24 protein-coding genes are annotated in these 24,472 nt (G+C 66.3%); 16 read left to right on the top strand and 8 right to left on the bottom strand.

Going from position 1 to position 24,472, the window contains the following annotated elements; translation table 11 throughout:
- The first annotated feature begins 76 nt into the window (after positions 1–76).
- From xseA to WEB52_00760, 8 genes are all read left to right on the top strand, one after another.
- Positions 77–1,348, top strand: a complete 1,272-nt coding sequence (gene xseA, locus WEB52_00725) for an exodeoxyribonuclease VII large subunit (GenBank protein MEX2224951.1) — start codon at positions 77–79, stop codon at positions 1,346–1,348.
- A gap of 8 nt (positions 1,349–1,356) precedes the next feature.
- A complete protein-coding gene (gene xseB, locus WEB52_00730) occupies positions 1,357–1,665 on the top strand; it encodes an exodeoxyribonuclease VII small subunit (GenBank protein MEX2224952.1) in 309 nt (102 codons plus the stop codon).
- A 59-nt stretch (positions 1,666–1,724) separates the two neighbouring features.
- The gene (locus WEB52_00735) at positions 1,725–2,555 is read left to right on the top strand and encodes a formyltransferase family protein (GenBank protein MEX2224953.1); all 831 of its coding nucleotides are present in this window, start codon (positions 1,725–1,727) and stop codon (positions 2,553–2,555) included.
- Between the two features lie 55 nt (positions 2,556–2,610).
- Positions 2,611–2,970: a zinc ribbon domain-containing protein gene (locus WEB52_00740; protein ID MEX2224954.1), complete on the top strand. Its 360-nt coding sequence runs from the start codon at positions 2,611–2,613 to the stop codon at positions 2,968–2,970.
- 67 nt (positions 2,971–3,037) lie between these two features.
- A complete protein-coding gene (locus WEB52_00745) occupies positions 3,038–4,960 on the top strand; it encodes a lamin tail domain-containing protein (GenBank protein ID MEX2224955.1) in 1,923 nt (640 codons plus the stop codon).
- Positions 4,957–5,709, top strand: coding sequence for a pseudouridine synthase (locus WEB52_00750; GenBank protein MEX2224956.1), 753 nt, complete (start codon positions 4,957–4,959; stop codon positions 5,707–5,709). Before WEB52_00745 ends, WEB52_00750 begins: the two co-directional genes overlap by 4 nt.
- A gap of 97 nt (positions 5,710–5,806) precedes the next feature.
- A complete protein-coding gene (gene cmk / locus WEB52_00755) occupies positions 5,807–6,466 on the top strand; it encodes a (d)CMP kinase (protein ID MEX2224957.1) in 660 nt (219 codons plus the stop codon).
- On the top strand, positions 6,463–7,164 hold the full coding sequence (locus WEB52_00760) for a lysophospholipid acyltransferase family protein (protein MEX2224958.1): 702 nt from the start codon (positions 6,463–6,465) through the stop codon (positions 7,162–7,164). The genes cmk and WEB52_00760 overlap by 4 nt, the downstream gene beginning before the upstream one ends.
- Here the strand turns inward: WEB52_00760 and WEB52_00765 are convergent.
- Positions 7,161–7,643 (bottom strand): hypothetical protein, encoded by a 483-nt coding sequence (locus tag WEB52_00765; GenBank protein ID MEX2224959.1) that lies wholly within the window; start codon positions 7,641–7,643, stop codon positions 7,161–7,163. The genes WEB52_00760 and WEB52_00765 overlap by 4 nt on opposite strands.
- 35 nt (positions 7,644–7,678) lie before the next feature.
- Positions 7,679–8,233, bottom strand: a complete 555-nt coding sequence (locus tag WEB52_00770; protein ID MEX2224960.1) for a hypothetical protein — start codon at positions 8,231–8,233, stop codon at positions 7,679–7,681.
- An 80-nt stretch (positions 8,234–8,313) separates the two neighbouring features.
- On the opposite strand from WEB52_00770, the gene ispH reads away from it, so the two are divergent.
- The 6 genes from ispH (at position 8,314) to WEB52_00800 (ending at position 16,003) form a co-directional block, all read left to right on the top strand.
- Positions 8,314–9,174: a 4-hydroxy-3-methylbut-2-enyl diphosphate reductase gene (ispH, locus tag WEB52_00775; GenBank protein ID MEX2224961.1), complete on the top strand. Its 861-nt coding sequence runs from the start codon at positions 8,314–8,316 to the stop codon at positions 9,172–9,174.
- Between the two features lie 46 nt (positions 9,175–9,220).
- Complete coding sequence (locus tag WEB52_00780) at positions 9,221–10,696, top strand: DUF512 domain-containing protein (protein MEX2224962.1); 1,476 nt, start codon at positions 9,221–9,223, stop codon at positions 10,694–10,696.
- Between the two features lie 397 nt (positions 10,697–11,093).
- On the top strand, positions 11,094–12,929 hold the full coding sequence (gene glmS / locus WEB52_00785) for a glutamine--fructose-6-phosphate transaminase (isomerizing) (protein ID MEX2224963.1): 1,836 nt from the start codon (positions 11,094–11,096) through the stop codon (positions 12,927–12,929).
- A gap of 123 nt (positions 12,930–13,052) precedes the next feature.
- Entirely contained in the window at positions 13,053–14,588 is a 1,536-nt protein-coding gene (locus WEB52_00790; protein MEX2224964.1) for an L-aspartate oxidase, read from the top strand.
- Positions 14,589–14,591: 3 nt separating this feature from the next.
- On the top strand, positions 14,592–15,461 hold the full coding sequence (gene nadC / locus WEB52_00795; protein MEX2224965.1) for a carboxylating nicotinate-nucleotide diphosphorylase: 870 nt from the start codon (positions 14,592–14,594) through the stop codon (positions 15,459–15,461).
- Positions 15,461–16,003 (top strand): AAA family ATPase, encoded by a 543-nt coding sequence (locus WEB52_00800; GenBank protein MEX2224966.1) that lies wholly within the window; start codon positions 15,461–15,463, stop codon positions 16,001–16,003. The genes nadC and WEB52_00800 overlap by 1 nt, the downstream gene beginning before the upstream one ends.
- Here WEB52_00800 and dtd read toward each other — a convergent pair.
- The 4 genes from dtd to mutM all read right to left on the bottom strand — a co-directional run bounded on the left by dtd (position 16,000) and on the right by mutM (position 18,597).
- Positions 16,000–16,464: a D-aminoacyl-tRNA deacylase gene (gene dtd, locus WEB52_00805; GenBank protein MEX2224967.1), complete on the bottom strand. Its 465-nt coding sequence runs from the start codon at positions 16,462–16,464 to the stop codon at positions 16,000–16,002. The genes WEB52_00800 and dtd overlap by 4 nt on opposite strands.
- Positions 16,465–16,818, bottom strand: a complete 354-nt coding sequence (locus WEB52_00810; GenBank protein ID MEX2224968.1) for an FmdB family zinc ribbon protein — start codon at positions 16,816–16,818, stop codon at positions 16,465–16,467.
- Between the two features lie 74 nt (positions 16,819–16,892).
- Positions 16,893–17,642, bottom strand: coding sequence for a hypothetical protein (locus tag WEB52_00815; GenBank protein ID MEX2224969.1), 750 nt, complete (start codon positions 17,640–17,642; stop codon positions 16,893–16,895).
- 1 nt (position 17,643) lies between these two features.
- Positions 17,644–18,597: a bifunctional DNA-formamidopyrimidine glycosylase/DNA-(apurinic or apyrimidinic site) lyase gene (mutM, locus tag WEB52_00820; protein ID MEX2224970.1), complete on the bottom strand. Its 954-nt coding sequence runs from the start codon at positions 18,595–18,597 to the stop codon at positions 17,644–17,646.
- Between the two features lie 193 nt (positions 18,598–18,790).
- Here mutM and WEB52_00825 point away from each other — a divergent pair, with 193 nt between their 5' ends.
- Positions 18,791–19,270 carry a pyridoxamine 5'-phosphate oxidase family protein gene (locus WEB52_00825; GenBank protein MEX2224971.1) on the top strand — a complete coding sequence of 160 codons (480 nt, stop codon included), beginning with the start codon at positions 18,791–18,793 and terminating at the stop codon, positions 19,268–19,270.
- Positions 19,270–20,634 (top strand): prenyltransferase, encoded by a 1,365-nt coding sequence (locus WEB52_00830; GenBank protein MEX2224972.1) that lies wholly within the window; start codon positions 19,270–19,272, stop codon positions 20,632–20,634. Before WEB52_00825 ends, WEB52_00830 begins: the two co-directional genes overlap by 1 nt.
- 28 nt (positions 20,635–20,662) lie before the next feature.
- On the opposite strand, the gene WEB52_00835 is transcribed toward WEB52_00830, so the two are convergent.
- Both WEB52_00835 and polA read right to left on the bottom strand, forming a co-directional pair.
- Complete coding sequence (locus tag WEB52_00835; GenBank protein ID MEX2224973.1) at positions 20,663–21,460, bottom strand: hypothetical protein; 798 nt, start codon at positions 21,458–21,460, stop codon at positions 20,663–20,665.
- 147 nt (positions 21,461–21,607) lie between these two features.
- The gene (gene polA / locus WEB52_00840) at positions 21,608–24,430 is read right to left on the bottom strand and encodes a DNA polymerase I (GenBank protein ID MEX2224974.1); all 2,823 of its coding nucleotides are present in this window, start codon (positions 24,428–24,430) and stop codon (positions 21,608–21,610) included.
- Positions 24,431–24,472: the final 42 nt, after the last annotated feature.

The following is a 24,472-nucleotide window of genomic DNA, read 5'->3' on the forward strand; positions in this document are numbered from 1 at the left end:
GCGTTCGCGTCCCGGGGCATAACGTTTCGCGGGCGTGCCGTTGCGCTGATTCGCGCATTTGTTCGACAATGGTGGCATGCAGGTCTACGCCGTCCACGAGCTGACGACCTACCTCCGTGAGCTGTTCGAGACCGATCCGCACCTCAGCGACATCTGGATCTCGGGCGAGGTCTCGAACGTCAGCCGTCCTGCGTCCGGGCACGTCTACTTCACCCTGAAGGACGGCGATGCGCAGGTCCGGGCCGTCTTCTTCGCCCGTCGCGGACAGCCGTCCAACGCGACGTCCCGCATGGTCGAGAACGGACACGCGGTCGTCGCGCATGGCCGCGTTTCGCTCTACGAACAGCGGGGCGATTTGCAGCTGTACGTTGATTTCGTCCAGCCCGAAGGGGTCGGCGCGCTCCAAATGGAGTTCGAGCGCCTCAAGGCGCAGCTCGCGGAGCAGGGCTTGTTCGACGAATCCCGGAAGCGACCCCTGCCGCGCTTCCCGCGCAAGATCGGCGTCGTCACGTCGCCTTCGGGCGCCGTGTTTCATGACATCTGCCATGTCCTCGAACGGCGCTGGCCGCTGGCGGAAGTCGTGCTGGCCCCCACGCCCGTACAGGGCCCCGACGCGGCGGCAGGCATCATCGGCGGTATCCAGCAACTCAACGCGCGCGGCGACATCGACGTCATCATCGCGGGCCGCGGCGGCGGCTCGTACGAGGAACTGTGGGCGTTCAACGAGGAGCCGGTCGTGCGCGCCGTCTTCGCGACCGGCGTTCCCATCGTATCGGCGGTCGGGCATGAGACAGATACGACGATCAGCGACTTCGTCGCCGACCGGCGTGCGCCGACGCCGTCGGCCGCCGCTGAGATCGTCGCGCCGGACCGCATCGACGTGTCAGTACGGATCGGCATCGCCGCGGGGACCATGGAGTCGATCCTGAGTCAGCAGATCCGCATCAAGCAGGAGAGCGTGCGCACAGCGGCGCAGTCGATGGACCGTCGCGTGCCGGATGTCTACACGCAACGTCAGCACATCGACGAACTGGCGCGGCGCGGACAACAGGCGATGGAGCATGCGCATCGCGGCGCAGTCAGCAACGTCGGCGGCTGTGTCTGGCGGCTCCGCGCGCTCGACCCTTTCGCCACGCTCGAACGCGGCTACGCGATCGTGCAGCGTGGCGGGGCGATCGTCGCGAGCGTGGCGGGCGTCAAAGCCGGCGACGCGCTCGATATTCGCGTGAAGGACGGTGGCATCGGCGCGCATGTCGATGGCGGCGCTCCGGCGGCGCGCAGACGGCCCCGCCGCTCTGTGCCGGAGGCGCAGGCGCCGCTCTTCAGCATGCCGGAAGAGCGCGCTTAGGAGGACCGATGGCAAAGGAACCAAAGGCCGAGACGTTCGAGCACTTGTACGCGCGGCTGGAAGAGTCGGTCGGCAAGCTCGAGCAAGGCGGCCTCACACTCGAGCAGGCGATCGCCCTGTACGAGGAGGGCATGACGCTCGCGCGCAGATGCCAGGACATGCTCGACGCGGCGGAACAGAAGATCACCAAATTAAAAGAGTCATTCGCACCTGTGCCGGAGCGCCTGAACGGCCGCACAATAGGCGACGAGGTCGCCGGATACGAGTACGTTCCCGAGGAAGACGCCGAACCGCCGGCCGACGGGCCTTCCGAATAATCCGGTTGCGTGCCACGGCGGCCTCGGGCTAGGGTGAACCGGCAGAAAGGGAGATCGTCGTGCTGCGCATCGGCTGGTTCTCAACGGGACGCGGCGAGGGATCGCAAAAGCTCCTGCGCGCCGCCGTCGAGGCGATCACAGAGGGCCGGCTCGACGCCGAGATCGCGTTCGTCTTCTCGAATCGCGAACCCGGTCAATTCGAGGCCACCGACACCTTCTTCAGCCAGGTCAACGCGTGCGGCATCCCGCTCATCACGCTCTCCGACGCGCGCTTCCGCCGCGAGAACGGCGGCGAAGTGGCCCGCGTGGGCCAGCCGCTCCCTGCTTGGCGCACGGACTACGACCGCCGCGTCGCAGAACTGCTGGATCCGCACGGCTGCGACCTCGGCATGCTCGCCGGCTACATGCGGATCACGACCGAGCCTCTCTTCTCGTGGCGGCCGCTGCTCAATATGCATCCCGCCGCACCCGGCCAACCTGCGGGCACGTGGCAGGATGTGACGTGGAAGTTGATCGAGCAGCGTGTGGACCACGGTGGCGTGCGCATCCACCTCACGACGGAAGCGCTCGACGAAGGCACGATCGCCACCTACTGCACGTACCCCTTGCGGGGCGCGACGATCGACCTGCTCTGGCGCGGGATCGAGCACCGCAGCGTCGACGAGATACGCGCGTCGGACGGCGAGGCGAATCCGCTCTTCCAGGAGATCCGCCGCCGCGGTTCGTCGCGCGAACTGCCGCTCGTCGTCGAAACGCTGCGCGCATTCGCCGATGGCCGCCTCCGCATCGAAGGGGATCGCGTCATGATGGCCGATGACACCAAAGTTGTCGGCGGCTACGATCTGACGCCGGAGATCGAAGGTTCGCTCGCAAAGGCCGCTCTCGCCTGATTTGTTGCTTTCCGTAATTGACGGCCTTATGGCCACCGGTTACGATGTCGCGGCCATGAGCAATCCCGTGTGCGCATCTTGCGACGCCATCGTCGACACCAGCGACAACTTCTGCCGCCGTTGCGGCGTTGCCGTCGAGCAGACGCTGCCGGCGGTGCGGTCGAATATGTCGACGACGATCTGGCAGCCGGCGGTCTCGCCGGTCGTCAAGGGTGCGGCCGTGATGGCGGCGGGCACCGTCGGGCAGTTCCTGTTCCGGCGTGCCGTTAGCACGTTGCTCAGTGGCGGCAGATCGCGCAAGGCGGGCGCGATTCGAGTCGGACGGGGACGCGGCGACGACGGGATGGTCGACGAAGCGCAGATCATCACCGAAACGATCATGATGCGGCGCGTGCGGGTGCGCCGCCAGGCCTGACGCCGCAGCTCTTCGCTACGCACATCAGTCGATCCCGGGGCGGGCAGGACACCAGGACCGGTCGCCGATGCGAGCGCGGCTCCTCGCGGTTGTTGCATCTATCATAGTCGGCATTGCGGCGTTCGCTGCCCTCGCGACGCCCGACGCATCCGCATACGAGCACGTCCGCAACGGCGGCTTCGAACTCGGCACTGAAGGATGGTCGGCCGGATATGGCGCCACGATCACGTCAGCGCAGCATCCCGAAGTGGCGCCCGCCGACGGCACATCGAGCGGCAAAGTCATGCTCGGGGGAACCCGCTTCGAGCTCCGGCCAGCGATGAGCGGTCCTGTCGACGCCGGTACGTACGAATTCTCCGCTCAGGTGCTGACGTCCTACGCCGGGAGTGTTCGGGCACAGGTGCACGGTTCAGGCTTCGAGGGCTCAACGATGGCGAACGCCCAGCCCGGCGTGTGGACGCCCCTCCGCATGGCCGTCAATGCCACCGCGGCTGGCGAACTGTCCATTTCGATCAGCGGCTCCGGCGCGCCCGGCGATGTTCTGTACGTCGACGCCGTGCGACTGATCGGCGCACCGCCTGTCACGCTCACGCCGACGGCGGCGCCTGCTCTCGCGGCCACGACGCCGGTCCCAAGTGCGACAGGACTTGCCTCTCCGACGGCGACGCCCACGACGGCACGGGCCGATGCGATAGCAGCGCATCTTCGGAACGCATCGTTCGAGGAGATTGGCGACGACGGACTTCCGTTCGCCTGGGCCAAGTTCGGCGGGACGCTCTCCGTCGCGCCGGACCGCGCGCGGTCGGGACGGCACGCCGCGCGGGTCGACAGCAACACCGCCTCGACGAAGTGGCTGTATCAGACCGTGCTCGTCGAACCCGGAGCGACGTACGCGTTTGAGGCGTGGATCTGGCACGACGATCCAGCCGTCGCGGCCGCGTTTCTGCGCGTCTCCTGGTACGCGAGCGCCGACGGCGGCGGTGAGTCGATCACCAGCGTCGATTCCACCACGCGGCTTGATACGCCCATCTCCGGCTATCGCCATCTGACCACCGGCGCAATCAACGCGCCCGCAAACGCACGGACCGCAAGACTGCGCGTCATGCTCGCGCCTTCATCGGGGGCACCGGCGGCCATCTTCGTCGACGATGCGGCATTCTCGTCGGCAACACCACTGGCGCCGGTTGTAGCAGCGCCCGTGCCGGACGACGACGCCGGTGCTGAATCACTGAGCGCCGGCAGTGCCCGTCCGTCACGCAGCACCGGCAGCGCGGCGTCCGGCGCGGGCGTCTTCGCTTCAGCCCATTCGTCCGGCGCCGATGCTCCGACACTCGTCATCAACGAAGTGCTGTTCGATGCGGACACCGCCGGCGCCGACGCGGAGGGCGAGTGGGTCGAGATCTACAACCCCGGCGGCCACGACGTTTCGCTCGCCGGTTGGACGCTCAGGGACAACGCCCGCGCCTCATCGGTCCCCGACATCATCATCCCTGCAGGTGATTTCGCCGTCGTGGCCGCTTCCGATAGCTTTCTGGCGACGTACCCCGACTTCCTAGGCGTCGTCGCGTGGCTGGACGGTCGCCTGGGCAACGGCCTGGGTAACGACGGTGACAGCCTCGAACTGATCTCCCCGACTGGCACAGTCGTCGACGCGATCTCCTGGGGCGACGAGTCGTCGATCCTCGAACCGCCGATCGACGCCGTGCCGGCCGGCCATTCGATCGAGCGCCGCATGGCCGGCGTCGATACGAATGCCGCCGAAGACTTCGTCGACAACAACGATCCGTCACCGGGACGTCCGTTTGACGCTGATGCGACCAATCCGAAGCCGCTAAGTCGCACGACGACGGTCGAGGTGCTGGAGGCAACGGGTGCGCAGGACTTCGACTGGGTGCCGTGGGCGCTCGTCGCCGTGTCCGGCGTCGCGCTGGCCGGCGCCGTCGCGTGGCGCGCGATCGAGGCTGTCCGCGCGCGGTCGCGGCCCGCGTGAAGGAGCGTCTGCAGAAGGTCCTCGCACGCGCCGGCCACGGCTCGCGGCGCTCCGCCGAGACGCTGATCGCGTCCGGACGCGTGCGCGTCAACGGTGAGACCGTCACCGAACTCGGCACGCAGGCCGATCCCGACGTTGACCGCATCGAGGTCGATGGTCGTCCCGTGACGGTGGCGACCGAGCGCGTCTACCTGGCCATGAACAAGCCGTTCGGTTTCGTCACCACGGCGAGCGACCCGCAACGGCGCAAGACGGTGATGGACTTGCTGCCGCCGGGCCTGCCGCCCCACGTATTCCCCGTCGGACGCCTGGACCGGGACACCGAAGGACTGCTGTTCTTCACCAATGACGGCGAGTTTGCGCATCGCATGGCGCACCCGCGGTTCCAGATCGAGAAGGAGTACGTCGCGCTCGTCGAGGGTCGCCCGGACGACCCCACGCTACGACAGTTGGGCAGCGGGATCGTCATCGACGGTGAGGAGACCGCACCCGCGCGTGCCGAACTGGCACCCGCACCCGAGGGCTTCGAGGGACGCCCGCAGCATAGCTGGGTGCGCCTCACGATCCATCAAGGACGCAAGCGCCAGGTCCGGCGCATGTTCGGCGCCGTCGGGCATCAGGTGCGCACCCTGGTCCGCACACGCATCGGCGATGTGGAGATCGGCCGCCTGGCGAAGGGGAAAACGCGCCGCCTCACCAGCTCCGAGGTCGATGCGCTGCGCAAGATCGTCGGACTGGGAGAGACGTAGGCTGCTTTCTCGCATCGCGACTTCGCGCCTATAATCGCGCGATCCCGGGAGGCCCACCGTCACGACCTCAGACCAGTCACAACGCCGAAATGCGGGCGTGATCGCGATCGACGGGCCGGCGGCGTCGGGCAAGAGCGCCGTCGGTGTGGCCGTGGCGACTCGACTCGGCTTCCGGTTCTTCGATACGGGCGCCATGTACCGCGCAGTGACGTGGTACGCGCTGCGGCGCAACATCGACGTACACGATCCGCATGCGCTCGCGACGCTCGTCGAACATGCGAGCGTGACCGTACGCGAAGCCCCGCGTGGCTCCGCCGACGCAACCTCCGTGCGGGTCGATGGCGAAGACGCCACCCCGCATCTTCGCGACTCACCGGTAGAAGCCCATGTGTCGGTGGTTTCACGCGTTCCCGGCGTACGCCGGGCGCTGGTGCGGATCCAGCGTGAACTGGCGAGCGACGGGGCCGTCGTCATGGCTGGACGCGATATCGGCACCGTCGTGCTCCCCGATGCCGACTGCAAGATCTACCTCGATGCATCCCGAGAGGTGCGCGCACAGCGCCGGCGCAAGCAGATCCTCGATGCGGGCGGTGAGGCTGATTATGATGACCTGCTGGCGGATCTGGAGCGCCGCGACGGCATCGATTCCTCGCGCCCGGCGTCTCCGTTGACGGCGGCACCCGACGCGGTGATCATCAATACCGATAACCTTTCGGTCGATGAGGTCGTCGAGCGCATCGTGGAGATGGCAACGTGATCAAGCGCATCGTGCCGTTCTCGTACTGGGCTATCGTCTGGTTCATCCGGCTGTGCATGTTCCTCTACATCCGCAGCACGAAGACCACCGGGCTCGAGAACATCCCGCGAGAAGGCGGCGCCATCCTCGTCTCGAACCATCTCAACAATGCCGACCCGTGCATCATCCCCGGCGTCACCAGCCGGCGCATCGTCACGATGGCGAAGAAGGAGATGTTCCGCTGGCCCGTGATTAGCTGGCTCTTCAAGTTCATCGGCGCTTTTCCGGTCGATCGGCAGGGCGCCGATCTTGGCGCGCTGCGCGAGGCTCAGCGCCTCGTCAACGACGGCTTGCTGCTCCTGATGTTCCCTGAGGGCACGCGATCGAAGGATCGCCAGTTGCACCGCGGCTTTCCCGGGACGGCGCTCGTCGCGTACCGCACCGGCGCCCCGATCATCCCGATCGCGATTACCGGCACCGAAGGATTACCGTGGCCCTGGGTGTTCTTTCGGCCATTCATCGGCCCGCGCGTGACCGTCACGATCGGCGAGCCGTTCTACCCACCGGCGACCGGGCGCATCACGACGCAGGCAGCGAAAGACGCCACCGACCAGATCATGCTCCGCGTCGCGGAGTTGTTGCCCGAGTCGTACCAGGGGGAGTTCCGCGAGGCCGTCGCCAGCGGTCGTGTCGGCTCAGCTATTTCGACGGAAGCCTAGGCCGCGAGGCTTCCGACGGGCTCCTCTACGATGTTCTCAGACGGCCGCCGCACCCACGCGAGCGCGCTGAACTCGAGCACAATGAGGCACGACGCCAGCAGGCTCAACAGGATCGCACCGTCGGTCGCGAGACCGAGCGGGTCGCCGTAGCGATCGGCCGCTTGCGACGCACTCGTCACCGCAAGCCATGCGATCGTGAAGGTGACCGAGAACGCAATCTGCACGACGCGAATGTTGCCGACGAGTCGATGCCACGCGAGACCAAACAACCACAGCAAGATCGCCAATGCCCACCCGACGATGAGGTACGCGCTGATCAGGAACGTCGGGGCGGCGGCGGCGCCCAGCACCACGCCCAGGGGTATCGCCACGCGTGGGCGCCAGCCTCCGTGGCGCGCCACCAGGATGCCGCCCAGGATCGCCAGCGGCGCCGCGACCAGCAGCCCGACGAGCCACAAGAGCGCAAAGATGAATTGCATGACGCCTCCCCAATAAGGGTCGGCGGGAGACCGACCTACTTGCGCCCCGGTCGGGCCGGAATCGCCGCGAACCCGCCATCCGGCTGGGTCATGTCACGGCTGGCAGAGCGACGGCGCGGGAAGAGCCAATCCCAGGACGCGGCGCTGAATTCCAGCACGATGAGGGTCGCCACGAGCGGACTCGTGAGGAACGCGCCATCGGCCGCGACCTTTCGCGCCCCTTCGCCCGATTGGAAGAGTTCACCGACGCTGCCCGCCATCAGCCAGCCGAAGGCGAACACGATGACCACAGCAATCTCCAGGAACTGCACGTCCGTGACGTACCGATGCCATGCGCCGGCTACCGCCCAGATGAACGCGGCGGCGATCCACCCGAGCAGGAAGATGTAGGACCCGAGAAGGAACGTCGGAGCGGCGATCATGCCGATGGCCACGCCCGCTGGCACCGCCACTAGCGGTCGCAAGTGATGCCGAAGCATCGCGAGCACGCCGCCGCCGACCGCCACGGGCACGGAGGCGAACAGCAGGACGCTCCACACGAGCCAGAATCCCTCCATCGCGCACTCCACTTCCAGCTTCGTGCAGCGCATCACAATGACGCTATACTGACTGCGCATATCGTGCGATCAGCGTGCTGGCCGCGGCCGTGCTCGCGTGTCAGGTTGAGGACATGCAGGTCATCAAAGCCAAAGAACTCGGGTTCTGCATGGGCGTGCGACGCGCCGTCGACATGATGGAGCACGCCGCGGGCGAACTCGGGCCCATTACGAGCCTCGGCTCGACCGTGCATAACCCGCAGGTCGTCGGCAAGCTGCGCGAGCGTGGCGTCGACGTCATCGCCACGATCGACGAGATCGACGCGCGTCCAGTCGCCATCACGGCGCACGGCGTCGGCCCCACGGTCCTCAGCGCGCTCGAGGCGCGCGGAGCGCAGATTGTCGATACCACCTGCCCGATCGTCACGCGCGCTCAGCAGTGGGCGAAGAAGCTCACCGACGAGGGCTTCGGCGTCATCGTCTTCGGCGACCCGAACCATAAGGAAGTGCGCGGCATCCTCGGCTGGGCGAACGGCAAGGTCGTCACGATGCGCAGCGCCGACGAACTGGACGCACCCCTGCCCGCGTGGATGCCGTCCCGCGTCGGAGTGCTCTCACAGACCACGGAGACGGAAGCGCACTTCGCCGCGTTCGTGCACAAGTTGCTGACGGCGCATATCGACCATATCAGCGAACTGCGCGTCATCAACACGCTCTGCAACGCGACGACGAGTCAGCAAGCCGCCACGGAAGAGTTGACCGGTCAGGTCGACCTGATGATCGTAGTCGGCGGCAGGGAGAGCGCGAACACGCGCCATCTCGCGGAAGTCGCCCGCGAACGCGGGATCGAGACGTACCACGTCGAATCCGCAGACGAGATCGACCGTGCATGGCTCGCCGGTCACGAGAACGTCGGCGTTGCGGCGGGAGCATCGACCCCCGACGTGGTGATCGATGAGGTCGTAGAGCGCCTCCACGCCCTGGCCCCGAACTGATCTCTATGTCTCCTGACGTACCAATCTTGAACCTGGCGCGCGGCCGATGACCGAAGTACGACGCAGGCCGAGCAGCCGCCGCCCCAACGAAGGTGGCGTGATCGACGCGGTGCGCGTGGGCAGCCTCGCCGACGAAATAGGCCTGCAGCGAGGCGACCGCATCACGGCGATCGACGGACGCGCGCTGCGCGACGCCGTCGACTTCCAGTTCTATGCCGCGGAAGACACCATCGAGCTGGAAGTCGTCCGCGCCGGCGAGCCCGAGGTCATAGAAGTCGAGAAGTTCATCGATGAAGATCTCGGCATCGAGTTCCAGGACGCCGCGTTCGATGGTGTCCGCACGTGCAACAACAGTTGCTTCTTCTGCTTCCTCAAGGGCAATCCGAAGGGGTTGCGCAAGACGCTCTACGTCAAGGACGACGACTACCGGCTGAGCTTCTTCCACGGCAACTTCGTCACGCTGACGAACCTCAGCGAGCAAGACTGGGCGCGCCTCGAAGAGCAACGGCTGTCACCGATCAACGTCTCGGTGCACGCCACCGAGCCGGAGCTTCGACGCTACATGCTGGGCAACAAGACCGCGCCAGATATTTGCGAGCAGTTGCGCCGCCTCGACGCGATCGGCATTCAGGCCAACACGCAGGTCGTGCTCTGCCCCGGCGTCAACGACGGCGACGCACTCGACCGCACGATCAACGACCTGACATCGCTGCATCCGGCCGTGCAGAACGTCTCGATCGTGCCTGTCGGCGCGACGACGTACGCCGAGGAACGCATCGAGCGCCAACACCACGCCGATGAAGTCGAAGAAGTGAACGTGGAGCACGCACGGCGCGTAAAGGCGCAGGTCGAACCCTGTCAGCGCCGGTTCCGCAAGGAACTGGGCAAGACGCTCGTGTATCTCGCCGACGAATACTACCTGCTCGACGGCGGCGAGCCTCCCGGCGTCGCGCACTACGACGGCTTCCCACAGTTCGAAAATGGCATCGGCATGGCGCGCTCTCTGATCGAAGACTGGAGGAAGACGCGCCGATCGATCGGCGCTGGGGCTAAGCAGCGCTATGCGGTCGATCGCGTCAGCCTCGTCTGCGCGACGCTCATCGCACCCACGCTCCGCCGGATCGCGCGCGAATTCGCCGCCGCCACCGGCATCGAAGTCACGGTACACGCGCTTGAGAACACGTTCTTTGGTCCGCGCGTGAACGTGTCCGGGCTGCTCGTCGCGGAGGACATTGAGCGCCAGTTGCGCGGCCGCGACCTCGGCGACCTCGTCGTGATGCCGCGCTACGCGCTGGACTACACCGCGAACCGATTCCTCGACGACGGCACGCCTGACCAACTGCAGCGCAGCCTCGGCCTGCCGATCGGGTTCGCGTCGTCTCTGCGCGCGGTCTTGCAAATCGTGTCAGAACCGTTAGAATCGCCCGTGTCGGGCGCCGAAACCGCGGCGGCCACGAACGGTAAGGCCTGGGTCGACTATGCGGCCCTGAACGAAGGAGGTGCGCCGGCAGCGGCGAGGTAGGAGCGTAATCAACACAGCGCCAGGTCCGCTTCGCAGGATCGCCCGGCACGGCCGGATTAGAGACGCGAGCGCGGACGACGAGGCAGAGGCTCATCGAAAGACTCGGCGGATGGCCTCTCGGCAGCACAGTCGTCATGGACGGAGCAAAACGCGGCGCGCGAGCGCCCGACAAAGACCGGCCAGCGTGCAAGCCTCCGTCGAGGCTTCGCTCCCCCTCCGCAGACCGTGATACCCGCTCGATGCCTCGCCTCGCGAGCACAGGCGCGATCGTGCCGATCGCGACCCAAGCAAGGAGTCTGCATTGCCACACGAACGGAATCGTTACGCCACGCCGCACTCGCTCGATGCCTGGGCAATCCCTTCACGCCTATGGTTGACCTGCTCGGAGGTGGCCTAGATGTGCGGGATCATCGGATATACCGGCGAACGGGACGCCGCGCCGCTGCTGCTCGATGGGCTGCAACGCCTCGAGTACCGCGGCTACGATAGCGCGGGCATCGCCCTGCTTGACGGCGGTGAGATCCACGTCGCAAAGGGCGCCGGCAAGCTTTCGACGCTCCGTGCCGCCCTCGAGGGCGCGTATCCCGCCGGCGCCGCCGGCATCGGTCACACCCGCTGGGCGACGCACGGAAAGCCGACGACGGACAACGCGCACCCCCACCTCGATTGCGCCGGAGACGTCGTCGTCATTCACAACGGCATCGTCGAAAATTACCTCGCGCTGCGCAACGAACTGAGCGCGCATCATCTGCGCTCGGAGACTGACACGGAAGTGTTGCCGCACCTCATCGAACGCTATCTCGACGAAGGAGACGATCTCCTAACGGCGCTACGGCGCACCATCGCGCGCATCGATGGCGCGCACGCGATCGTCGTCATGTCGCGGCGCGAGCCGGGCACACTGTTCGCGGCCCGCTGTGGCAACGCGGGTGGCGTGGTCGTGGGTTACGGCGAGGGTGAGATGTTCGTCTCCAGCGACCTCACCGCGCTTTTGCCCGAAACCCAGCGCGTCGCATTTCTGTCAGACGGAGAGATCGCGTGCGTCGCGGCTTCCGGCGTACGGTACGTCTCGTTCGACGGCGCGCCGATCGAGAAGCAGCCGCAAGTCGTGCCGTTTGACGCCGTCTCGGCCGCAAAGGGCGCATTCAAGCACTTCATGCTCAAGGAGATCATGGAGCAGCCGCAGTGCATCATGGATACGCTTCGCGGGCGCGCCATCTTTGATCCGCCGGGCGTCGACCTCGAAGACGTGGCCATCAGCGACGACGTGCTGCGCTCGGTCGAGCGCGTGATGCTCATCGGCATGGGCACGAGCATGCACGCGGCGATGGTCGGCCGCACGTACTTCGAGCGGATCGCCTGCATCCCGTCGGAAGTCGACAACTCCTCGGAGTTCCGCTATCGCGACGCGCTCGTCGACGGGCGCACGCTCGTCGTGTCAGTCGCGCAGTCCGGTGAGACGGTGGACACGCTGGAGGCGATGTCCGACGCCGGCCGTCATGGCGCTCCTCAGCTTACGGTCTGCAATACTCCGGGCGCCCAGACGACACGCGTCGCCGACGGCTTCGTCCTGACGCGCTGCGGCCCCGAAGTTGCCGTCGCCAGCACCAAGACGCTCGTGGCGTCCATCACCGCGCTCTACCTGCTGGCGATTCGCGTCGGCATGGCCCGTGGCGCGCTCGATGCCGAACGCGCCGGCGAGCTGATCAACGACCTGGCGACGATCCCGAACCTCGTCGGTGACGTCCTCAAGCTGGACCCCGAGATCGAGAAGATCGCGCACCGGCTGTTCCGCCACGATGACTTCCTGTTCCTCGCCCGCGGACTCCAGTACCCGATGGCGATGGAGGGCGCGCTGAAGCTCAAGGAAGTCAGCTACATCCACGCCGAGGGCTATCCGGCAGGGGAGATGAAGCATGGCCCGATCGCGCTCATCGACCGCAACATGCCCATCGTCGCGATTGCTGTTGATGATGGCACGCGCGAGAAGATGCTCTCGAATATCGAGCAGGTGCGCGCCCGCGACGGCATCGTCGTCGGCATCGTCAGCAAAGGTGATACCGAAATTGCCTCGAAGTGCGAATACGCGCTCGAGATGCCGCGCACGACGCCGCTGCTCTACCCGCTGCTCACCGCCATCCCGATGCAGTTGCTGTCGTACCACATCGCCCTGCGTCGCGGCTGCGACGTCGACCAGCCACGCAACCTGGCGAAAACAGTGACGGTGGAGTGAGCGCTGACCAGCGGCGCTGGGGCAACATATCGCATAGCGGCGTCCGCCCTGCCGGCGTTGACCACATCCGGCGTCTGAGTTAGTGTAAGAGTGACACTAACTCAGGCGCATTCGGGGTCATCCATGCTGCAGCGGTTCGATTACATCGTCGTCGGGTCAGGGATCGCGGGACTCTATGCCGCCCTGCTCGCGCGGCAGCACGGCAGCGTCTGCGTGCTCACCAAGGGCAGCATCGACGAGTGCAATACGAAGTACGCGCAGGGTGGCATCGCCGCCGCCGTCGGCACCGACGACAACGCCGGCCTTCACCTGCGCGACACCATCGAAGCCGGTGCCGGACTGGTGGACGAAGAGGCGGCGCGCATCCTCGTCGAAGCCGCCGCAGACCGCATCAGCGACCTCGTGACCTTCGGCGTCCCCTTCGACAGCACCGACGGCGAAGTCGCACTCGGCCGCGAAGCGGCGCATAGCCGCCGCCGCATCCTGCACGCAGGCGGCGACTCCACCGGCGCCCACATCGAGATCTCGCTCAGCGGCCTCGCGAAGATGTCGCACATCACGATCAAGGAGTACGTCCAGGTCGAAGAGATCGTCGTCGAGAACGGCCGCGCGAGCGGTGTGCTCGCACTCGACACGCGGACGAACGCCAACGAGCGCTTCGATGCCGGCGCGATCGTTCTTGCGACGGGCGGTATCGGCCAGTTATTCCGCGTCAGCACCAACCCGGAGATCGCCACGGGTGACGGCGTCGCGCTCGCCTATCGCGCCGGCGCCGAGGTGCAGGACATGGAGTTCATCCAGTTCCACCCCACCGCGCTGCGCCTGCCAGGCGTGCCCATCTTCCTCATCACAGAGGCGGTGCGTGGCGAGGGTGGCGTGCTCGCGAACGCCGTCGGCGAGCGATTTATGCCGCGCTATCACGCAGACGCTGAACTCGCTCCTCGCGACGTCGTCGCGCGAGCGATCGTGAGCGAAATGACGCACACGGCATCGGATCGCGTGTACCTCGACATCACGCACCTGCCGGCGGAACGGATTACGGCGCGTTTTCCCCAGATCTACAAGTACTGTCTCGACCACGGCCTGGACATGACCCGGGAGCCGATCCCGGTGTCGCCGGCCGCGCACTACATCATGGGCGGCGTCCGCACGAACACCTGGGGCGAAACGACGCTCCCGGGCCTCTACGCCTGCGGCGAGGTCGCCTGCACCGGCGTGCACGGCGCCAACCGTCTCGCCAGCAACTCGCTCCTCGAAACCGTCGTCTTTGCCAAGCGCATCGTGCAGCGCACGCTCGATACAACCGGCGCTGCCGCTGAGCTGACCGCCGACGCGCGCGAGTTGCCCCGCTTCGCGAACGAAAGCGGGTCGCATCCGGATCGCCCATCACTGCAGGCACTGATGTGGGACAACGTAGGGATCGTGCGCGACGGCGAAGGATTGCGTCACGCGACACGACAGCTTGCGGCGTGGCGCGCGGCGCTTCCGCAGCCCCTCGATCGCCTGTCGCACGAGCTGGCAAACATGCTGCTCGCCGGGCGGCTCATGGCCGAAGCCTCCCTGCTGCGCGAAGAGAGCCGCGGCGCCCACTGCCGCACGGACTACCCCGAGCCCGTCGATGCATGGCGCCGCCACATCGCCTTCCGGCGCAGGATCTGACGGATGATCCAGGGAGCACCGCTGCCGCCGCACGTCATCGATGAAGCCGTCCTCGCCGCGCTCGAAGAGGATGCCGCGCACAACGACGTCACGACCGCCGCGGTCCTTGCGCCCGGCCAGTGGGGGCGAGGCGCGTTCATCGCCAAGACCGCGGGCGTGATCGCCGGCCTGCCCGTCGCGGCCGCTGCCATGACCGCGCTCGACGAGGATGTCTCCTTCGACACGCTCGTCGCAGAAGGCCACCAGGTGATTGCCGGGACGACTATCGCCGAGGTTGAAGGCCAGCTTGCGGCGATCCTGGCGTGCGAGCGCGTCGCCTTGAACTTTCTGCAGCGGCTTTCGGGCATCGCCACGCTGACACGCGACTTCGTCGATGCCGTGCAAGACACGAACGCTGTGATTCTCGACACCCGCAAGACGACGCCCGGGTTGCGCGTGCTCGAACGCTACGCCGTGCGCGCCGGCGGGGGCCGCAACCACCGCTTCGCGCTCGCCGACGGCATCCTGATCAAGGACAACCACATCGAAGCGTCGAAGCAGGACGGCACCCCGCACCTCGGCGACATCGTGCGGCAAGTCCGCAAGTCGGCGCCCCACACCCTGCGCATCGAGATCGAATGCACCGACGACGAGCAGGTCGCACAGGCTTTGGAGGGCGGCGCAGACGTCATCCTGCTCGACAACATGGACGTCGAAGCGATCCGTGCCGCCCTCCGCGTTATCGACGGCCGCGCGCAGGTCGAGGCATCGGGCGGTATCACCCTCGCGAACGTCGCGGAGATCGCGCGCACGGGTGTCGACTTTATCTCGATCGGACGCCTCACGCACTCCGCACCCGCACTCGACATCAGCCTCGATATCTCGACGGTCTGATGGCACAGATTGTGATTGTGTCCGGCCCGCCGGCCAGCGGCAAGAGCACCGTCTGCGAAGCACTGTGCGAGCGCTATGACCGCACCGTACATCTGGAGACCGACGACGCCTACGGTTGGATCCGCATGGGCTTTGTGCGGCCATGGCACACGGATTCATCGCGCCAGAATATGATGGTGAGCCGGGCAGCGGCGCGAGCGGCCACTGCATTCGCCCAGGAGGGCTATGCCGTCTTCATCGACGGCGTGATCGGGCCCGCTCACCTCCCCGTGTATTTGGAAGAACTGGAGAAGGCGGGCGTCCCCGTCCATTTCGCCCTGCTGCTGCCCGCGCTCGATGTGGCAGTGCGGCGAGCCGCCCAGCGCGAAAAGCGCATCACAGGCGCAGAGGAGATGTTCCGGCGTGTCTACCCGATGTTCAGCGACGCGCCGAACTTCGCGGGTTGCACGATCGATACCAGCGACATGACGCCGATGCAAACGGCCGACCGCGTGATGGACGCATGCGGCGCCGGTTCGTGCCTGGTGCTGCCGAAGCCCTAGCTCCGACGCGGTCGATCCAGCTCCGCGCTGTCCACGACGATTGTCACCGGGCCATCGTTGACCAGCTCAACGTCCATCATGGCGCCGAAGCTGCCCGTCGCGACGCGCAGGCCCAGCGCTTCGAGTTCATTCACGAACGCTGCGATCAGCGCCTCGGCGACTCCCGACGGCGCCGCGCCCGTGAAGCTCGGCCTCCGTCCCTTCCGCGTATCGGCGAGGAGTGTGAACTGGGACACGACCAACGCCTCGCCGCTTATGTCCAGCAGCGACGCGGCGAAGCGGCCCTCCTGGTTCCCGAAGATGCGCATCTCCGCACACTTTTTCGCCAGACGGCGCGCCGTCGCCTCATCGTCGCCGGCCGCCGCCCCCACGAGTATCAGCAGCCCGACGCCGATCTCGCCCGCGGTCTCACCGTCGAACCGGACGCTGGCGCGCCGCACGCGCTGCAGGACGATGCGCAATCAGCCCGCCGCGGCGCCTTCTGTCGCGGTGTCGGTAGATGTGGACTCCGTCGAAGCGGGGGTTGCAGGGGCGGCGGGGGCGGCGTCGTGGCTATGGCCGCCGGCGCCATGCTTGTGTCCGTGGCCATCAGCGGCTGCGGGCGTCGGTGCCGGCGTGGACGTGTCGTCTGAGCCGGAGCCGCGGCTGTCCGTCTTGTAGAAGCCGCTCCCCTTGAACACGATGGGCGGCGCAAAAAGCACGCGCTGCGCCGCCTTGCCGCACTTGGGGCACTTCTGGCGCGCCGGGGCGCTGAACGTCTCGCGCTTTTCGTACTGGTCGCCGCAGCTTTCGCAGAGATACGCGTACGTGGGCAATGTCGTCGATCCTCCAACGAGCCTAATATATGCGAAAAGTTTAGCTATCGGGTCAGGAATTCGGCAAGCGCCCGTCAATCATCTTCGGGCCTATTCGGATTGAAGAGCTGCGGACCCAGGTACAGGTCATCGAAATAGACATCGGCTACCGCCGCACCGTCCGCGGCGCCCTCCCGATCCCGCACTGCCAGCGAAAGCTCGAGGTACTCCCAGCCGATGGGATCCCAACCCAGCCGCGACCGGATCGCCTCCGGCACGGGATAGGAGAAGTACGTCCATTGCCCCGTCGAAGGTTCATCTCGGCTCAGGAAGACGAACGCCTCCGTCGGCGACGTGAACGGCTCCCGTGCCGCGCCTCCGAGCATGAAATGCACTTCGTGGAGTTCACTGCCGTCCGGATGCCCGCCGCCGCGGATCGATACGACGAACTCTACGTACGGCGACATCCCCGGCGACTCCCAGCTATCGACGTAGTAATAGCCCGAGACGAACTCCGGGAACGTATCACTGACGATGCGCTGCGTCGCGCCGGCGATCCTCGGCCCGGGCGCCGCATCGCCAGCCGGCAGTTCCAGCCGCAGGCTCAGCGTCCCCGTCCCGGGTTTGAGATTGGTGACGCGAAACTGCCGGTCCGGCGATGCGGCGAACCACGGATCGGCGCCTTGCTCGAAGCCGGCGTTCTGCAGGACGTTCGGCTGGACCGCCGGCGTCGGCGCCGCGATGACGGGCTGCTCAGCGAAGACGCCGCACGCCGCACAAGCGAATGCCCCCAGTCCCGCAATCGCGAGCGCACCACGCTGTCCGAGCCGCCACCTACGCCGCATTCTAGATCGGCGCCCCGCGTGCGGCGCCTCGCAGCGCGACGGTCCGAGGTTTCCCTGTCTTGCGGCGCGCGCCCCCGCTCGCGGCCGCGTTCGCGAGCTTCGTTGCACGGCGCGCCCTCGGCGCGCGCTGGCAGTTCGGACAATACACACTGCTGCGACCGCCGACCTTGAGGCGCCGCATCACGCCGCCGCACTCGTTCAGGCACGGCTCGCCCTCGCGGCCGTACGCCTTCACGGTCTCCTGGTTGCGTCCCGGGTCGCCATCGAGGTTCACGTGGTCGCGCAGCGTCGTACCGAGCGAACTGCCGCGCCCTTCGATGCCCATGCGCAGCGCATCGATGATGCCGGCGTGGAGGCGCGCGTAGTCGCCGGCGCTGAGCCGATTGGCCGGACGCAAAGGATGGATCTTCGCGTAGTGCAACGCTTCGTCTGTATAGAGATTGCCCATGCCGGCGAGTACCGTCTGGTCGAGGATGACCGACTTGATCGGCGCTTTCCGCCTTCCCGCGCGCTGGCGCAGCACCGCCGGCGTAAACTCCGCCTCGAGCGGCTCCGGCCCGAGCGTCTCCATCACCATCGTCGCATCTTCGACGAGCCACATCGTGCCGAACTTCCGCAGGTCGGTCCACCGCAGCTCGTGTCCGTCGTCTAGTCCGAAGACGGCGCGTACGTAGTCGTCGGGCGGATCGACGGGGCGGCGATACAGGATGTTGCCGGACATGCGACGGTGGATCACCCAGGCGCGCCCGTCATCGAGATCGACGATCAGGTACTTGCCGCGCCGCCGCAACCCGGCGATCCGCCGCCCCGTGAGCTGCCTGCAGAACTCCAATGCCGGCACGAGCTGCACAAGTTGCGGCGTGTCGGGCGCCACAAAACACGACGTGACGCTGCGCCCGATCACGCGCTGTTCCAGATCACGCCGGACAGTTTCGACTTCGGGAAGTTCAGGCATGCGATGCAGGATAGCGCGAAGTTCGTATCCGGCGGCTGCATATGCCGCGCATCTGATCGTTCTCCTAAGCGCGGACGTCATCCACAATAGAGTGGGATTCTGCGGACGGCGGGACACTTGTTCTGAGACGGATCGCGCCCAGATCAGCGCTGCTCGCCCCACGCCTGCGAGCGCGCCGGCTCGGAGGAAACGCATGGATTGGCTCCCGGTCGAGGTCAAGGATCTGCTGCGCAGCGCGCTCGTCTGCGAGTTCACCGTCGTCGGCAAGCACGGCGAGCCGGTGACGCACCCGCTGTTGCCGCTGTGGGATGGCGACCGCGTGTACATGACCTCGAGCGTGTCGTTTTCGCGCAAGCTCGACCACATCAAGCGCGACGCTCGCGTCAGCCTGGCGATCAGCGATCCCGTGTCAGCGGGTGGCCTCGCATCGCGGTGCTGCGTGCAGGGCGACGCCCGGATCATCGAAGATGATCCGCACACGACGTGGGAGCAGGTGCTGCCGCTCTGGCGCGCCAAGGAGCCTGCCATCGACTTCTTCCTGAGCAAGCGATTCGCCCTGCCGCTCTTCTTCGAACGCTCGATCATCGAAATCACTCCGGTGCGCGCACTCTGGTGGCCCGACGGAGACGTCACGCACGTCCCGCTCGCCGCCGCCGCGAGGGAGGCCGCCTGATGAAGATCGACCGTGCGCTCTTCGACAAGCTCGCAACATATCCCCACGTCGTCGTGTCGTGGGTCGGCGACGATGGCTACCCGACGCAAACGGCAGCTTCGTTTGAGGCCGACGCCGACGCATTGGAAGTGCGCATCGCGCGCACAGGCTTGCCGCTGCCGACCGACCGCCAGGTCAACGTCACCGTCAGCCACGTCCGCCCGCAACCCGGCACCGGCTACGACCAGCGCCGCTACATCTGCCTCTGGGGCACGCTTGCCGAAGGTGACAAGGGCTTCACGCTCAAGCCCGAGCGGGCGTGGGGTTGGGACGAGCAGGAGACGCCGTTCTTCGAATACGTCGAGCGCTCAAACCCCGTCGCGATGGAGTACATGAGCAAGCTGTCGCTCGAGCGCGGCGCGCCGGTGAAGCCGCAACTCTCGCGGTTCTGGACGTTCCTCGTGGCGACGCGGTTGCCGTTCCTGACCGCGACGATCGTGCCCATCCTGCTCGGCATCGCCGTCGCGGCATACCACGGGCACTTCAGCTGGTGGCTCGCCGCGCTCACGCTCATCGGCGGCATGGCCGTACACATCGGACTGAACGTCGCCAACGACGTCTTCGACGCCATGTCCGGCGCCGACGAAGCAAACGTCTCGCCGACGCAGTTCAGCGGCGGCTCGCGCGTGATCCAGCGCGGCCTCGTCACGCTGCGGCAGATGAGCACGATCTCGCTCGTCGCGTACGCGGTCGCCATAAGCATCGGCATCTTCCTGGTGATCAACCGCGCGTCGGTCGAACTGTTCGTCATCGGCGTAGCGGGCGTATTCCTGAGCGTCTTCTACACGGCGCCGCCCTTCCGGCTCGTGCATCATGGCCTCGGCGAACTCACCACGGCGCTCGGCTTCGGGCCGGTCATGGTGCTCGGCGCCTACGTCGTGCAGGCGCAGCATCTATCGGGTGAGGCGTTCGTCGCGTCGGTCCCGGTCGCGATCCTGATCGCGCTGATCCTGTACGTGAACGAGATCCCGGACCGCCACAGCGATGCGAAGGTGGGGAAGCGGACGTTGCCCGTGCGCATGGGACAGGCGCTCGTCACGCAGGGCTTCCTCGTGGCGGCGCTTTCGGCATTTGCGGTCGTCGCGATCGGGGCGGCGACGGGCTATCTGCCGCGCCCGACGCTCATCGCGTTGCTGGCGCTGCCGCTCGCCTTCAAGGTCTACGACGGCATCCGCGCCCACTACAACCGCCCGTACGACCTCATGGCAACCATGGGGCACAACGTGCAGTTGCACCTGCTCACCGGCGTGCTGCTCTTCACGGGCTACATGGTGGCCGTCATCGCCGACAAGGTGATGGATTCGCCGCCGGGGATCTTGAGTTAGATTCCGGTCGCGACATCGACGCCGATCGTCATACGTCCGGCGGCTGAAGTCGCGGCAGATCCCTGCAGTCAAGCGACACGAACGACCCGCTGAAGAACGGCTCCCATTGATCCGCGGCGCCAATGAGCGGCGGCCCGCCATGGAGCAGGTTCACGCGGTAGAAGTGCCGTCGCGCCGGCACGATGCCGCGCCATTCGAAGACGGTGCCTGACGGCGGGAATGGACCGGCGCCGATGAACGTGCCCGGTGGAAATCCGTTGTCGAGCAACGGGTTGCGCGGGCTCGCGAATAGCGTCAGATCGATCCACTGCTGCTGCACAGGCCGATCGGGCGTAAGAAACGCGGGTGCCAGGCGGAAGGTGACCTGCGACGTGCCGTCACCGAAGCAGGCGTACTCACCGATGAACTGGCAGTTCGGCGTCTCGAAGCTGCCGCGTCCCACTTCGCGCCATTCGTTGCCGAAGCGCGCGTTCAGCCGAAAGTAGTGCGTCTCTGCCGGGATCAGGTTCCACCATCGCGGCACCTGCGTCGTGAGTCCGACCTCCGGCACGAACGGCCCCATGCCCAGGAATGTGCCCGGCGCGAAGTTGTTGTTGAAGAGCGAAATATCGATCCAGATCGCGTCCGGCACCGCCCCGAACTTCAGCCGAAGATCGTCGGTCCCGGGTATTCGGAAGCGTGCCTGTGCGCCGGTGTCTCCGGGGCAGTCGATGCCCGAGACGAAATTATCCGGTGGCGCGCTCTGCGCCCACGCGCGATCCGCGCCAGCCGGCCCCATGACGGCGGCGCCCAGAAGTACAATGATGGCTGCCAGCGAGGATTGCACCGATACCCTCCCATCGCCCGTTGCGACACTATCAGTGTGAAGCTGCTCAATTGCGCGTACCTTGGATTCCGCGGCGAGGCGTTGCAATCCTCATCCATCCGGTGAGGAGAGCACAAACCGTCAAGCACAGGTGGGTTTAGGGGAGCATCAGCCGCCGGCTTCGGCGAACTCCAGTGCGGCCTCTTCGTCCGAGACGAGCGGACCCTTCGCGACTTCCAGTTCGCCCCAGTTCTTGCCCGTCTTGATGTCGATCTTCAGCGGCACCACGAGGTCGAGCGACTTCGGCATGACGCGCAGCGCGATGTCTCTCACCGCGTCCAGTTCGGCGCGCGGACCTTCGAAGATCAACTCGTCGTGGACCTGCAGGGTCATCCGCGACTGCAAGTCACGCTCCATTAGCTCCTCGTCGATGCGGTTCATGGCGACCTTGATGATGTCGCTCGCCGTGCCCTGCACGGGCATGTTGATCGCCATTCGTTCGCCCGAAGACCTGATCTGGTAGTTCGGCGATTTGATCTCCGGTATATACCGGCGGCGCCCCATCATCGTCTCGGCGTAACCCAGCGTGCGGCAACTTTCGATCGCGCCGTCGCGCCACGCACGCACCTTCTCGTACTTCTCGAAGTAGCGGCGGATGAACGTCGCCGCCTCTTCGCGGGGAATGCGCTCCTTCGTCGAGAGGCCATATTCGCTCAATCCGTACAGCACGCCGAAGTTGAATACCTTCGCGCGGCGCCGCATCTCCGATGTCACCTCGTCGAGCGGCACGTCGAACACGCTCGACGCCGTGGCAGCGTGAATGTCTTCGTCCTGGACGAACGCTTCGATCAGCGCCGGATCCTGGCTCAGATGCGCCATGATGCGCAGTTCGATCTGCGAGTAGTCCGCGGCGAGCAGCATCGGCTCCTTGCCGATATCCCGGGCGATGAACGCGCGCCGGATCTTGTTGCCGTAGCCCGTGCGTACGGGGATGTTCTGCAAATTCGGGTCGTTCGACGACAGGCGCCCTGTGGCGGCGGTCACCTGGTTGAACGTGCTGTGGATGCGGTTCGTCTTCGGATGAATGAGGCCCGGCAGCGCGTCCACGTACGTCGATTTGAGCTTCGAGACGCCGCGATAGCGCATAATCAGGTCGACCACCGGGTGCAGCCCGCGCAGCGTATCCATCGCCGTCGCGTCGGTCGTGTAGCCGAGCTTCGTGCGGCGCGTCTTCGGCAGCGCCAGCTCCTCGAACAGGATCTGCGAGAGCTGCTGCGGCGATCCGATGTTGAACTCGTGCCCGACGACGGCGTAGATCTCACGCTCGATGCCCTGCAGCTCGGCCTGCATCTCGCGCGACATGTCGACGAGCTGATTCGGCTCGACGGCGACGCCCAACAACTCCATCCGCGCCAGCACCGCCATCAACGGCATCTCCACGTCATCGAAGAGCGGCCAGAGGTTACGCGCCCGGAGTTCGCCATCGAGGATCTCCGACGCACGGATCTGCGCGTCGGCCTGCACGCAGCAGAATTCGCACGCCGCGTCGATCGCCACGCCGGACATCGTGATCTGGTTCTTCCCGTTCTTGCCGATCAGCTCGATCAGCGCGGAAATGCGCATGTCGAGACGCTCCGCGGCCAGCGACTGGATCGACATGTTCGCGTACCCCAGCAGGTACGACGCGATCCTCGTGTCGAAGCGCATGCCGCGCATCGTGACGCCGTGGTTCGCGAGCACCAGGAAGTCGAAATGACCGTTGTGCGTGATCTTCTGGATGGCCGCGTCTTCAAGCACAGGCCGCAGCGCGTCGAGCACCGTCGCTTCAACGAGTTGCGGCGCATCTCCCAGCCCGAGGTTATGACCGATGGGAATGTACGACGCCTTGCCGGGCGCCGTTGCCACGGAGATGCCGACGAGCACGCCGCGCATGCCGTTCGTGTCGGTGTTCTCGACATGGACGGCTATCCGCCCCGACGCCTGGATCTCCTTGACGAGCGCCTTCAGGTCCTTCTCCGACGCTACCGTGCGAAAGTCGCGCTCGCCTTCGAACGCCGGCGGCGGCGGCGTCTTGGTGGCGCCGAGCCCCGCCGGGATACGCTCGATGAGCGAGCGAAACTCGAGTTCGGCGAACAGCTTCTCGACCTCCGTCCGGTCGAAGACCTGCAGCCGCGCTGCGTCGAGCTCGAGCGTCACCGGCACTTCGCGGTCGATCGTCGCGAGGTCCTTGCTCAGGCGCGCTGCGCCTTCGTTCTCGCGCAATTTCTGTCGCATCTTCTCGGGCATGACTTCGTCGATGCGGTCGTAGATGCCTTCGACGGTTTCGAACTGCTGGAGAAGCTTCGTCGCCGTCTTGTCGCCGACACCGGGCACGCCGGGAATGTTGTCTGACGGGTCGCCCTTGAGCCCCTTGTAGTCGGGAATCTGCTCCGGCCCCAGCCCGTAGCGCTCGCGGACGGCTTCGACGCCGTACGTAATCGCCGCCTGCCCCTTCACGTACGGCCGGTACAGGTACACGTCGACCCCGGGCTCGACGAGCTGGAGCAAGTCCGTGTCCAGCGTGACGATCGTCACGGGGATGCCGCCAGCCTTCGCCTGGCGCGCCAGCGTGCCGACGAGATCGTCGGCCTCGTAGCCCGGCGCTTCGAACACCGGCATCTCGAACGCATCGATGACCTGACGGATCCGCGTAATCTGCTGGCGCAACTCATCGGGCATTGCGGCGCGCGTCGCTTTGTAGCTGGCGTCCTTCTCGGCGCGCTTCGTCTTCCCTGGCGCATCGAGGCACATCAGCACGTGCGAAGGCTCGAGGTCGTTGAGGATGCTCAGGAACGTGCTCGTGAAGCCGTAGACCGCCGTCGTGATCTCGCCCGTGCGGCGCACGGAGAACTCCACAGCCCTCGATGACTGGCTCCCCTGGAAGACCATGAAGGAGCGATAGATGAGGCTGTGACCATCGACGAGAATGAGCCGGGGCTTCTGTTCGGGCACGGTTGATTATACGCCCCGGGCTGCCGTTGTACTCCGCCCGCT

The organism is Dehalococcoidia bacterium (genome assembly GCA_040902535.1).
Classification (GTDB): domain Bacteria; phylum Chloroflexota; class Dehalococcoidia; order DSTF01; family JACRBR01; genus JBBDXD01.